At 64.4% G+C, this 12352-nt stretch carries 10 protein-coding genes; 3 read left to right on the forward strand and 7 right to left on the reverse strand.

What is annotated here, in order from left to right; translation table 11 throughout:
• Nucleotides 1–316: 316 nt before the first annotated feature.
• The 3 genes from carB to FJ548_RS15535 all read right to left on the reverse strand — a co-directional run bounded on the left by carB (nt 317) and on the right by FJ548_RS15535 (nt 5997).
• Nucleotides 317–3820, reverse strand: coding sequence for a carbamoyl-phosphate synthase large subunit (gene carB, locus FJ548_RS15520; protein ID WP_140778308.1), 3504 nt, complete (start codon nt 3818–3820; stop codon nt 317–319).
• A gap of 272 nt (nt 3821–4092) precedes the next feature.
• Nucleotides 4093–5046 (reverse strand): SH3 domain-containing protein, encoded by a 954-nt coding sequence (locus tag FJ548_RS15525; RefSeq protein ID WP_140778309.1) that lies wholly within the window; start codon nt 5044–5046, stop codon nt 4093–4095.
• A 594-nt stretch (nt 5047–5640) separates the two neighbouring features.
• Nucleotides 5641–5997, reverse strand: a complete 357-nt coding sequence (locus FJ548_RS15535) for a helix-turn-helix transcriptional regulator (protein ID WP_140778311.1) — start codon at nt 5995–5997, stop codon at nt 5641–5643.
• A 194-nt stretch (nt 5998–6191) separates the two neighbouring features.
• Between FJ548_RS15535 and FJ548_RS15540 the strand changes: the two genes are divergently transcribed.
• Entirely contained in the window at nt 6192–7370 is a 1179-nt protein-coding gene (locus tag FJ548_RS15540; protein ID WP_140778312.1) for an MFS transporter, read from the forward strand.
• 32 nt (nt 7371–7402) lie between these two features.
• Here FJ548_RS15540 and FJ548_RS15545 read toward each other — a convergent pair whose 3' ends face one another.
• On the reverse strand, nt 7403–7867 hold the full coding sequence (locus tag FJ548_RS15545) for a MarR family winged helix-turn-helix transcriptional regulator (protein ID WP_140778313.1): 465 nt from the start codon (nt 7865–7867) through the stop codon (nt 7403–7405).
• A 195-nt stretch (nt 7868–8062) separates the two neighbouring features.
• Here FJ548_RS15545 and FJ548_RS15550 point away from each other — a divergent pair, with 195 nt between their 5' ends.
• Nucleotides 8063–8857: an SDR family oxidoreductase gene (locus FJ548_RS15550; protein ID WP_140778314.1), complete on the forward strand. Its 795-nt coding sequence runs from the start codon at nt 8063–8065 to the stop codon at nt 8855–8857.
• Nucleotides 8858–9086: 229 nt separating this feature from the next.
• On the opposite strand, the gene FJ548_RS15555 is transcribed toward FJ548_RS15550, so the two are convergent.
• The gene (locus tag FJ548_RS15555) at nt 9087–9686 is read right to left on the reverse strand and encodes a LysE family translocator (protein WP_140778315.1); all 600 of its coding nucleotides are present in this window, start codon (nt 9684–9686) and stop codon (nt 9087–9089) included.
• Nucleotides 9687–9782: 96 nt separating this feature from the next.
• Here FJ548_RS15555 and FJ548_RS15560 point away from each other — a divergent pair, with 96 nt between their 5' ends.
• The gene (locus tag FJ548_RS15560; protein WP_140763489.1) at nt 9783–10652 is read left to right on the forward strand and encodes a LysR substrate-binding domain-containing protein; all 870 of its coding nucleotides are present in this window, start codon (nt 9783–9785) and stop codon (nt 10650–10652) included.
• A gap of 44 nt (nt 10653–10696) precedes the next feature.
• On the opposite strand, the gene FJ548_RS15565 is transcribed toward FJ548_RS15560, so the two are convergent.
• Entirely contained in the window at nt 10697–11347 is a 651-nt protein-coding gene (locus FJ548_RS15565) for a dihydrofolate reductase family protein (RefSeq protein ID WP_140778316.1), read from the reverse strand.
• A 117-nt stretch (nt 11348–11464) separates the two neighbouring features.
• Nucleotides 11465–12307 carry a protein-L-isoaspartate O-methyltransferase gene (locus FJ548_RS15570; RefSeq protein WP_181168803.1) on the reverse strand — a complete coding sequence of 281 codons (843 nt, stop codon included), beginning with the start codon at nt 12305–12307 and terminating at the stop codon, nt 11465–11467.
• Nucleotides 12308–12352 lie beyond the last annotated feature (45 nt).

Raw genomic sequence — 12352 nt, forward strand, 5'->3', positions numbered from 1 at the left:
CCAGCAGACATGATGAATCAGATATTCTCGCCGATGGGAATCCCTCGCGATTCCGTCAGGTCAGATTATGCTCTAGTGTCCGTAGGTGAAAGAGCAAGCGTCGCACTGAGTAGGGTTTTCCAGCTTTCCACGAAAGAATCCTGACTCCGTCACTACGGAGTGAAGTTATCAAGCGTTAATCTAATCCGCAAATAACTCCGAAATACCTGTTTGGCCTTGGGCCTCATGCCTGGTCCTCGCCCAAGCAAAGCTAGCGCTGCCCCTCATCTGCCTGCCGGCATCTTCTCCCCGTTGAACGGGGAGAAGAAAGCTCTCCTCAAGCAAAATACTCCTGCAGCGGCCGCACTTCCAAGCTCCCCGCCTTCAACGCCGCGATCGCCTCGGCCACCGCCGCCGCACCCGATAGCGTCGTGTAATACGGCACCTTCTGCATCAGCGTTGCCCTGCGCAGCGACTTCGAATCCGACACCGCCTTCTGGCCGTCCGTGGTGTTGAAGACGATCTGGACCTGGCGGTTGCGGATGGCGTCTTCGATGTGGGGGCGACCTTCCAGGACCTTGTTGATCTTTTCGGCGACGACACCGTTTTCGGCGAGGAAGCGCTGCGTGCCTGATGTCGCCAGCACCTTGAAGCCGAGGCCGGCGAGGCGCTTCACCGCCGGCAGGATGCCTTTCTTGTCCTCGTCGCGTACCGAGACGAACAGCGTGCCGTAGCGCGGCAGGTCGACGCCGGCGCCGAGCTGGCTCTTGGCGAAGGCCAGCGCGAAATCGCGGTCGAGGCCCATGACTTCGCCGGTCGAGCGCATTTCCGGTCCGAGCAAGATGTCGACGCCGGGGAAGCGGGCGAAGGGGAAGACGGCTTCCTTGACCGCGATGTGGCCGGGGTTGCGGGCATCGGGCAGGGGGCCGTAATGGGCGAAGGCGTCTTCCAGCGTCTCGCCGGCCATGATGCGGGCCGCGATTTTCGCAATCGGACGCCCGATGGTCTTGGCGACGAAGGGCACGGTGCGCGACGCCCGCGGATTGACCTCCAGCACATAGACCGTGCCGTCCTTGATCGCGTACTGCACGTTCATCAGCCCGCCGACATTGAGCGCGCGGGCAAGCGCGGCCGTCTGGCGCTCCAGCTCGTCGACGAGATCCGAAGGCAGCGAGTGAACGGGTAGCGAGCAGGCCGAGTCGCCCGAATGGATGCCGGCTTCCTCGATGTGTTCCAGAATGCCGGAGACGAAGGTCGCCTTGCCATCGCAGAGGCAGTCGACATCGACCTCGATGGCGCCTGAGAGATAGGTGTCGAACAGCAGCGGGTTCTTGCCCAGTAGCGTGTTGATCTGGCCGGTCTTGTCGTTGGGGTATTTCTGCTTGATGTCCTCCGGCACCAGGCCGGGCACGGTGTCGAGCAGGTAGGTCTGCAGCATGCTCTCGTCATGAATGATCTGCATGGCGCGGCCGCCGAGCACGTAGGAGGGGCGCACCACCAGCGGGAAGCCGAGTTCGCCGGCGACGAGGCGGGCCTGCTCGACCGAATAGGCGATGCCGTTCTTCGGCTGGCTGAGGTTGAGCTTGTGCAGCAGCTTCTGGAAGCGATCGCGGTCCTCGGCGAGATCGATCATGTCGGGCGAGGTGCCGAGGATCGGAATGCCGGCCTTCTCCAGCGCGTCGGCCAGCTTCAGCGGCGTCTGGCCGCCGAACTGGACGATGACGCCGACCAGTTCGCCCGAGGCCTTTTCGGCGCGCAGGATCTCCAGCACGTCTTCCGCCGTCAGCGGATCGAAATAAAGCCGGTCCGAGGTGTCGTAGTCGGTCGACACGGTCTCGGGGTTGCAGTTGATCATGATCGCTTCATAGCCGGCGTCGCGCAGCGCAAACGCCGCATGGCAGCAGCAATAGTCGAATTCGATGCCCTGGCCGATGCGGTTCGGGCCGCCGCCGAGGATGACCACCTTCTTGCGCGACGAGACCTGCGCCTCGTTGGCGAGGCTGCCCGCGAACGGCACTTCATAGGTCGAGTACATATAGGCGGTGGGCGAGGCGAACTCGGCCGCGCAGGTGTCGATGCGCTTATAAACCGGATGAACGTCGAGCTTTTGCCGAGTCTTCTGAATCACTTCGGCGTCGGTCTTCGTCAGCGAGGCGAGGCGGGCATCGGAGAAACCCATCGCCTTCAGCATGCGCAGATTGACGGCATCCTGCGGCAGGCCGTGCTCGCGGATGCGCGCTTCCATGGCGACGATGCCGGATATCTGCTCGAGGAACCACGGGTCGATCTTGCACATGGCGTGCACGTCTTCCAGCGAGGTGCCCATGCGGATCGCCTGCGCCACCATGCGCAGACGGTCGGGCGTCGGCGTGCCCAGTGCGGCACGGATGGCGTTGCGGTCGTCGGCATGGCTGGCGACCGCGGTTCCATGGCCGAGGCCGGGGATTTCGATCTCGTCGAGGCCGGTGAGGCCGGTTTCGAGCCCACGCAGCGCCTTCTGCAAAGACTCCTGGAAGGTGCGGCCGATGGCCATGACTTCGCCGACCGACTTCATGGCGGTGGTCAGCACCGGCTCTGCGCCGGGGAATTTCTCGAAGGCGAAACGCGGGATCTTGGTCACCACGTAATCGATCGACGGTTCGAACGAGGCCGGCGTGGCGCCGCCGGTGATGTCGTTCTCCAGCTCGTCCAGCGTGTAGCCTACGGCGAGCTTGGCGGCGATCTTGGCGATCGGGAAGCCGGTCGCCTTGGAGGCAAGTGCCGAGGAGCGCGAAACGCGCGGGTTCATTTCGATGACGACGAGGCGGCCATCGGCCGGGTTGACGGCGAACTGCACATTGGAGCCGCCGGTCTCGACGCCGATCTCGCGCAGCACCGCGATCGAGGCGTTGCGCATCATCTGGTATTCCTTATCGGTCAAGGTCAGCGCCGGTGCGACGGTGATGGAGTCGCCCGTGTGCACGCCCATCGGGTCGATGTTCTCGATCGAGCAGACGATGATGCAATTGTCCGCCTTGTCGCGGACGACCTCCATCTCATACTCCTTCCAGCCAAGCACGCTCTCCTCGATCAGGACTTCGGTGGTCGGCGAGGCGTCGAGGCCGGACTGGACGATATCGTAGAACTCGGCGCGGTTATAGGCGATGCCGCCTCCGGTGCCGCCCATGGTGAAGGAGGGGCGGATGATGGCGGGCAGGCCGACATGGTCGAGCGCCTGCGCGGCCACCGCCATGGCATGGCCGATATAGCGCTGCTTGCGGTCGCCTTCGCCGAGGTTCCAGCTGGTTTCAAGCGCGTCGAGCGCGGCATCGAGATTCTCCGGCTTCTCGGCCTTCAGCGCCGCACGCTCGGCCTCATGCGTCTTGCGGTCGGCGTTCTTGACGTCGGTGGCGTTGGCCAGCATCGACTTCGGCGTCTCGAGCCCGATCTTGCTCATCGCCTCGCGGAACAGGGCGCGGTCCTCGGCCTTGTCGATGGCCGTGGCGTCGGCGCCGATCATCTCGACCTGATAGCGCTCCAGCACGCCCATGCGGCGCAGCGACAGCGCGGTGTTGAGCGCGGTCTGGCCACCCATGGTCGGCAGCAGCGCGTCGGGCCGTTCCTTGGCGATGATCTTGGCGACAACCTCGGGCGTGATCGGCTCGATGTAGGTGGCGTCGGCCAGTTCCGGGTCGGTCATGATGGTGGCCGGATTGGAATTGACCAGGATGACGCGGAAGCCCTCTTCCTTGAGCGCCTTGCAGGCCTGGGTGCCGGAATAGTCGAACTCGCAGGCCTGGCCGATGACGATGGGGCCGGCCCCGATGATCAGGATCGACTTGATGTCGGTGCGTCTTGGCATGTTCGAAATTCCGTTCGGCGAGCGGCTTGCACGAAAAACCGGGACGGGAAGACCCGGCCGGTTGTGCTTGCGATTCTGGTATCAGGCTAGGAGGGCCTTATAGGGAAGAGTTTTGCGGGATGTAACCCCGAAAATGCAGGGAGCAGGGGTTAGGCAATGGGCAATAGGCAGTAGGCAGTAGCGACTTGCCAACGGGTGGAGTTCGGCGCGCGCAGCCACGAACCGGCTATTGGCCTACTGCCTAATCCCGACTGCCTTATTCCCTCCAAAACCTATTTCCCGAACGCCACCGCGTCGGTGATCTCGAACCGTTCCGACACCCCGATGCGGATCATGCTGAGGCTGCCTTCGCGGGTGAAGCGGAAATCGCCTTTGGCGTCCGAGCCGGCCGGCCGGCCACCGTCGAACGAGATGACACGGGTGCCGCCGTCGGGCCAGGTCACTGTCACTTCGGCCTTGTCCGTACCCTTATGCAGGACTGTTGCCGCGCAGCGGGTCATCGGTTGGCCGACATTGCGGGCGCAGGGAATCTCGATGGAGCCGCCACTGGCGAGAGCGTCGGACTGATGCGGCAGTTCCGCGACGGTCAGCGGGTCGTGGGCGGCGGGCACGGCGGGTGCCGCGACCTCACCGGTCGACGGGGTTTCGGCAGCGGCCAATGCCAGGCCATAGGCATCCTGCATGGCGGTGTCGGCGGCCGATTTCATCGGTGTTTCAGGGGCGGCCGGATGAGCCGCGCGCCCCAACCTTGCCGCCAGGTCGGCTGGAGGCGCCAGCGGCGGCTGGGCGGGATCGGCGGACACCACCCTGTCCCCGTCCGTGTTCGCATCGGCAGCCGCGTCCTCGTCCTCGGCGCCGGCATCCGCCTGTTGGTCCGCGTCAGGTACGGTCGCCGGGTTGACGGGAACGAGATAGCGCGCGGGGGCCCAGCCAGTTGCCCGGGGATTGTCCGACACGATCTTGCACCATTGATGCCCGTCAATGTCGTTACAGCCGAGGTTCCTGACGCTGGCGCCAGCGGCCAGACGGGTCTCGGTCTTGCCGATCGGCGATGGCTTGGTGCGGACATTGAGCAGGTCGTCTGGCGCCAGCCCGGTGACAATGGAGATGAACGGGGCCTCTTCGGCATGAGCCGGGACAACAGCCTGCCACGCCGCCATCAGCAGCGGAGCGGCGGCAATCAGCGCATGCAAACTTTTTCGGAGTGTAACTGTGCGCCTCTTCATTTGGCCGTGCGCCGATAGTCAAATCACCATGCCACGGCGGTTCCGCCGCATGCCCGGCCGGTTTTATAAGGGACGATGTGCCGCCATGTAAGTCCGAAAATTCAAGCGAACCATGCCGCGGGGCGGACGGGGGAACCACTGCTGCTGCTTTCGAAACCGCAGCCGATCCCCTCGCCAAGTCATCCTCGACGAGGGGCAAGGTCCGGATGCTGGCGCCGGCATGTCGGTGATTGTGAGTGTCGATATGAATGTGGTGCCGAGCGGACTATAGCCAGGGCGGCTACTGGCTCGATCTCCATTTGGCCAATTCTATTTGATAGGCACTTCGCGGATGTCTCCTACGCTGCCACGCTCTAAGAAATATGACCAGCACAAGGTATCCAAATATTATAAGAAGGCCCAGAAGGAAACCAACGTCGCTCACGTAAGCGGCTACAAGAAGCACCGACGCAATCACGGTTACAGTATAATATAGGACCGATGCCCAGACATATTTTTCCATCTGAGAATTGCTCATCGATCCCCCATCTCGAAAGTGAGATGCATAAATCATCAATGTTGAAATGGAAACTGCAGCCAATCCGGTAATCGTTTCTAATTAGGGATTTCGAGGTCCTGGCCGCCGACGGCCGGCAATGCGGGGTCGTCCACTGCGGCGGCGATGACGCTGTCGAGCAGGCCCGGGAAGCGGGCGTCGAGATCGGCGCGGCGCAGCGTGATCATGCGATTGGTGCCGACCACTTCGGCGCGGGTGACCCCGGCCTCGCGCAGCTTGGCGAGGTGATAGCTCAGATTGGTCTTGGAACCGAGGTCGAGGAAACGGCTGCAGTTCAGCGGCACGCCTTCCTTGCTGGCAAGATAGCGCACGATCGCCAGCCGTGTCGGGTCGCCGAGCACGCCGAGCACGATCGGCAGGCTGATCTGGTCAATATTGGGATGGGGCAGGGTCATGCTCGAAAACTAAGCACAGTTCGGGCCGATTTCAACGCGTCTGTCCTGCTGCGGGCATGCACACTGTTTCTCCATTCGATGACCGTGCTGACACAGGGCTGTCAGGATGGTTCTGCTATTTTTACCAGTCTTCATTGACATCATGCTCCCTTATGTCCAATTGTTCAATAACTTTTGAACTAAGGACATCTCGCATGGACAAGCGGCTTTTCTGGCTTGCGCTCGGATCGTTCACGATCTCGACCGAAGGCTTCGTCATCTCCAGCCTCCTGCCTGACATCGCCAGGGATGCCGGCATTTCCATACCGCTCGCCGGATCTCTGATCACCGCCTTCGCGCTCGCCTATGCGATCGGCACGCCTATCCTGGCGACGCTGACCGGCGAATGGGACCGGCGCCGCGTCATCCTGTGGACGTTGGTGTTCTTCGTTGTCGGCAACGTCGTCGCCGCCATGAGTTCCTCCTTCGAGGTGCTTCTGATCGCGCGCATCATCATGGCGTTGTCGTCGGGCCTGTTCGCGGCGACCGCGCAAGGCACGGCGGTGGCGCTGGTCGATGACCATCACCGGGCGCGCGCCATCGCTGTCGTCGTCGGCGGCACCACGGTCGCCGTTGCCGTCGGTGCGCCGCTCGGCGCTCTAGTCGCTGCGATCGCCGGCTGGCGCGGCACCTTCTATGCCATTGCCGGGCTTGGCGCGCTCGCCGGCGCGATCCTGTGGTACAGGCTGCCGCGCGGCATCGTCGGCACCAGACTGCCCCTGAAGCGCCGGCTTGCCGCCGCAACGCGTCCCGGCGTGATGCCGATCCTGTTGACGACGCTGCTGGCGCTGACAGGTGCCTTCACCGTCTTTGCCTATGTCGCGCCGCTCGCCATCGAGGGCGCCGGGCTTGGCCAGATCGCGCTGCCCGGCATGCTGCTCGCCTTCGGCGTCGGCGCCGTCATCGGCAACATCGCCGGCGGCCAGGCCGCCGACCGTTTCGGCGCCACGCGCACCGTCGGCTGGTCGCTGACGCTGAGCGCGGCCATGCTGGTGATGCTGTCGGTCGTTCCCTCCTTCCTGCCGCAGCATATTGCCGGGCCGGCGCTGATGGCGATGATGGTGCCGTGGGGCATTGTCGGCTGGGCGTTCCCGCCGGCTCAGGCCAGCCGCATCATCAGGCTGGCGCCCGATGCAGCGCCCATCGTGCTGTCGCTCAACGGCTCGGCGCTTTATCTGGGCGTGGCACTTGGTGCCGTCGTCGGCGGCGAGGTGCTGCGCTACGGCGCGCCGGCCGATCTCGGCCTCGTCGCCGCGGCGTTCCCGTTGATCGGACTGGGTATCGTGCTGGCCGGGCGTATGCTGGCGAGGCCAGTGGCGATGCCGGCGGAATAGAATTGACCGAACCGGTTTCGACGGCCGCTCCTTCAATCGGAAGGGGCGGTCGTCGGCGTTTCGAAATCCAGCTCGGCGATTTCATCCAGCGCGGCACGCAGCTGAGCCGCGCGCTCGTTGCCGACCATCGCCTCGAAACGCTGCTGGGCCATGCTCCATAATTTTATCGCTTCCTCGAGCTTGACCTTGCCCAGCGGCGTCAGCCGCACGCGCCTGACGCGGCGGTCGTCCCTGTCGGTGAAAGTCTCGACATAGCCGTCGCGGATCAGCGGCTTCAGCGTATGGCCGAGCGCCGACAGGTCCATGATCAGCGCTTCGGCCAGGGCGCCCATCGTCGGCTCGTCGCTGACATCGATCTGAAAGAGCAAGCCAAACTGCGTGCCCTTCAGCCCGGTAGGCGCCAGCATGTCGTCGTAGAAGCGGCCGAGGCTGCGCCCGGCGCGGCGCAGCGTGGCGTTGTTGCAAAGGCTGAATCCCGGCCCGTGGCTCTCGGTCATGTGAACTCCTTGGCTGCGCAACGGATGCGCCAGCCTGTCGCAAAAATAGTTTTCGGGGTCGTCGTTGACAAGATAGCGGCATATACCTGCTTCCGCGAAAGTGGCATATGCCACTAATTGCATTGAATGGCGCGGCGCGGGGACTGGATAGTCCGCAAGGCCGAGCGACAAACGAACAGGACGGAAGGAACGACAATGACTAGGAAAGACAACAAGGGCACGGCGGTCGTCACCGGTGCTTCGTCGGGCATCGGTGCGGTCTACGCGGACCGGCTGGCTGGGCAGGGATACGACCTCGTGCTGGTGGCGCGGCGCGCCGACCGGCTGGAGGAATTGGCCGAGAAGCTGCGCTATACCCACGATCGCAAGGTCAGCGTGATCAGCGCCGATCTGTCCAACGACGATGATGTGCGCCGCGTAGAGCAGGCGATATCCGCCGACGACAGCGTGACGCTGCTGGTCAACAATGCCGGCCTCGGCGGCCAGCAGGTGGTGGCGACGGCCGACGCCGACGCGGCCGAGCGCATGATCAAGGTCAATGTCGTGGCGCTCACCCGGCTGACCCGCGCGGTGCTGCCGGGGCTTTTGGCGCGCAATCGCGGCGCCATCGTCAACATCGCCTCGGTGCTTGCCTTCGACAGCTCGTTCGGCGGCATCTACAGCGGCACCAAGGCCTATGTCGTCAACTTCACCGAAGCCCTGCATCGCGAGGTCGCGGGCACCGGCGTCAAGGTCCAGGTGGTGCTGCCGGGTGCGACCCGGACCGATTTCTGGGAACTTGCCGGCAGCGATATCGACCAGTTGCCGAAGGAGATCATCATGAATGCCGACGATCTGGTCGATGCCGCCCTTGTCGGCCTGGCCAGGGGCGAAGCCGTCACCGCGCCGGCGCTTGCCGACGCGGCCAAGCTGGATACGTTCCTCGGCGCCCGGCAAGCCTTCTACGGCAGCCTGCACGCCGCCAAGCCGGCCCCTCGCTACGCGGCCTAAAGAGGTTCGCGACGCGAACCAGCACCCCACCCAGCTGCTTCGCATCGGCTTGCCCGGGCGAGCCACGAGTCTCGGCCGACCTTCGGACCCCACAAGGGGGGAGGGTAGGGCGCGTGTTTTCTACCTCCCCCTTGTGGGGAGGTCGGACCGAAGGTCCGGGTGGGGGTACTGGCGCTGACCTCGTGCGGTTCCTCTCCCCGCTTTGCGAAAGAGAGGGACTCGGTCTGTGCTAAACAGTCCGCCACATCGGAATGATCGAGGCCGCCAGCACGAGCGCCAGCACGATGTTGAGCACGCGCCATTGCCACTCGGTCTTGAGCAGCCGTGCCAGCACCATGCCGGCCGCGCACCAGACGGACAGCGAGATGGCGGCGGTGAGGCCGAAGGTCGAGCCGAGGAGCAGGGCGAGCTTTCCCGGCCCGTCGGCGAGCGCGGCGAAAGAGGCCGCCGCGCCCAGTCCCATCGCCCAGCCCTTGGGGTTCATCCACTGGATGCCGGCGCCGCCAAGAAAGCTGTTGGGTCTGGCCATCGCCACGTCGAGATTGGGCGGTCCCGCGCGGCCGATCTTGACCGCCAGCCAGACGAGATAGAGCGAGCCGGCGATCTTCATCGCCAGTTGCAAGGAAGGCACCGCAAGCAACAGGCCCGCGAGCCCGGCGGCCGCCGCCCCTGTCACGGTCGCGAGGCCGGCGGCGCTGCCGATCATCAGCGGCACCGAACGGCGAAAGCCGAACTGCGCGCCCGACGCCGTTGACAAGGTTGTGGCGATGCCGGGCGTGGCGGTGGCCACGAAGGCGAACAGGATGAGTGGCAGGATGGGCTGGAGCATGCGGCTTCCTTTGTCGGTGGCCGTCATGGTATGCGCGACTATCAATCAGTAAATGCAATGTTTGTCATGGTTGGCATTAGGAACTATAATGCAGACATGATCCGTAATCTCGACACTGCGCTCATCCGCACCTTCGTCACCGTCGCCGACAAGGCCAGTATGACGGCGGCGGCCAATGCGCTGCATCTGACCCAGGGCGCCGTCAGCCAGCAGGTCAAGCGGCTGGAGGAGACGCTCGGATGCGGCCTGTTCGAGCGCGACCGGCGCGGCCTGCGCCTGACGCGGTCCGGTGAGCGGCTGTTCGACAAGGCAAAGCGACTGCTCAGCCTCAACGATGAAATCTGGGCCGAGATGGCGGGGAGTGCCATCGCCGGCCGGGTGCGGCTCGGCGTCCCCTACGATCTGGTCGGCACCTTGCTGGCGCCGGTGCTGAAGGCCTATGCCGAGACCTATCCGCAGGTCGAGATCTCGCTAGTCTGCGCCTCCTCGCCGGACTTGGCGTCAGCGCTGGCTGCGGGAACCATCGACCTCGCAGTGATCGAGGAGCGCGTCGGTCCGAGCGCCGGCGAATGCCTTGTCATCGACCGGCTGGTCTGGGTCGGCGCGAAGGGCGGCGTTGCCCGTGCCAAGCGTCCGCTGCCGGTTTCGATCGTCGCCGATACCTGCGCCTTTCGCCCGGTCGTGCTGGCGGCGCTCAACGAGCACGGGCTGGAATGGCGCACCGTGTTCGAGAACGGCAACATCGACGCGACGACGGCAACCGTGCGATCGGACCTCGCCGTCACCACCTGGCTGGCTTCCACCGTGCCGGCCGATCTCGACATATTGCCGTTCGAATCCGGCCTGCCGCCACTGCCGAATTTTGCCATCAACCTGCATCTGCCGAGGCATGGCGTTGCGCCGGCAGCGCAGGAGTTCGCGCGGCATATACGTGATGGACTGGCGCGGCGGGCGCAGGCGGCTTGAGGGGGCGAACTTCGCTGTTCCAGCTTGGTGCCACCTCCGACAATCTACTTCCAGTTCCTGCGCCGCTCGAGCTCGGCGTCGGACGGCTCCTGCTGCACGAATGACCCGGTCTTGATCTCACCGCCGCGCTCATAAGTCGCCATGATAACGCCGGTGGTTGACGCCTGCGACTTGATGAGCGTGAAGGCGGCGGGCAGCGCGTCGTCGCCGAACAGCCGCTTGCCCTTGCCCAGCAACAGCGGAAAGATCATCAGCCGGATTTCGTCGATCAGCCCGTTGGCGAGCAGCGTCTGGATGAGATTGCCCGATCCCTGGATCAGCAGGTCAGGTCCGTCTTCCTGCTTGAGTTCCTTAAGCCTTGCAATGACATCGGACCCAAGCCACTGGGTGTTCTGCCAGGTCAGCGAATCCGGACGGTGCGTGGCCACGTATTTGGTCGCCGGGTTGAAGGCATCGCCGATTGGATCTTTCTGATACGGCCAATACGCGGCGAAGATGTCGTAGGTCCTGCGGCCGAGCAGCAGCGCAAAGGGTCTGGAGAACAATTCTTCCATGACCGTGCCCGCCACCTCGTCAAAGTAATGGAACGTCCAGCCGCCGAACTCGAAGCCGCCCACAGGATCCTCTTCCGGACCGCCCGGCGCCTGCATGACGCCGTCGAGGCTGACGAAGGTGGCGGCGATGATCTTTCTCATTGTGCTCTCCTTTGCTCCGTCCACGCCGTCGCGGCTGGACTATGGCCCAAGGACGGCCGGCGCGTGAGCATCCCGACATGGCTTGCCAGATTTTGCGCAAGCCCGGCCATCAATCGGTCAGCTGCCGGGTCTGGCGCCGGGCTTTTTCGACGAGAACCAGACATCGCCGAAAATAGCGGTGGCGCTGCGGTCCGGCGCCTTGTCATGCGTCAGCCAGATCGAGCGGCTGCGCGCGGCCTGGTCGCGCGTCGGGATCTTGGCGGCGGGGTCCACGCTCGACGCGCCGACGCAAGGGATGAACCAGGAGCGCATGAACGGTTCGCACGCGAAGCCTTTTTCGGTGCGGGTCACCATCACGGCGAACGGGACGGTCTCGGCCGGGCGCCAGGGAAAGATCATGCGGCCGCCCTGGCGCAGAGCCTTCAGCCAGCCGGCCGGAGGTGCGACGACGCCGGCATTGACGTAGATGATATCGGATGGGGGCAGGGAGGACATGACGGCATCGCCATGGACGACGGCGACGTTGTCATAGGCTTCGAGATTTTTTCGCGCGCGGTCGGCCAGGTCTTTGTCGAGCTCGAAAGCGGTGACGCTGCCGCCGGGCGCGACAAGTCTGGCCAGCAGCGCTGTGTAATAGCCGGTGCCGGCGCCGATATGCGTGGCGGCCTCGCCAGGTCTCGGCGCCAGTTTCCCGATCCACATGGCGTGCAGGAACGGCTCGCCATTGTTGATGCCCTTGTCGGCGTCGAGCGCTACCAGCACGTTCTGGTAGAGGTGGACCGGATCGGAGCTCGGCGTGGTTATCTTGCCCTTGCCGGCGATGATCGTCCACGGCCCCGGACCGAGGAAGGCTTCGCGCGGAACACTGGCGAACACGTCTTCCAGCCGCGGGTCCGATGAGGCGGCGTTGGCGGCCATCAGCCGTGCATAGAACTTTCTGGCGTCTTCGACATTGGACATGACGCCCGGGAAGATAGCGCGATTTTGCGCTCTTGGGACCGGGTG

It is taken from the genome of Mesorhizobium sp. B2-4-17, from assembly GCF_006441275.1.
Taxonomy (GTDB): domain Bacteria; phylum Pseudomonadota; class Alphaproteobacteria; order Rhizobiales; family Rhizobiaceae; genus Mesorhizobium.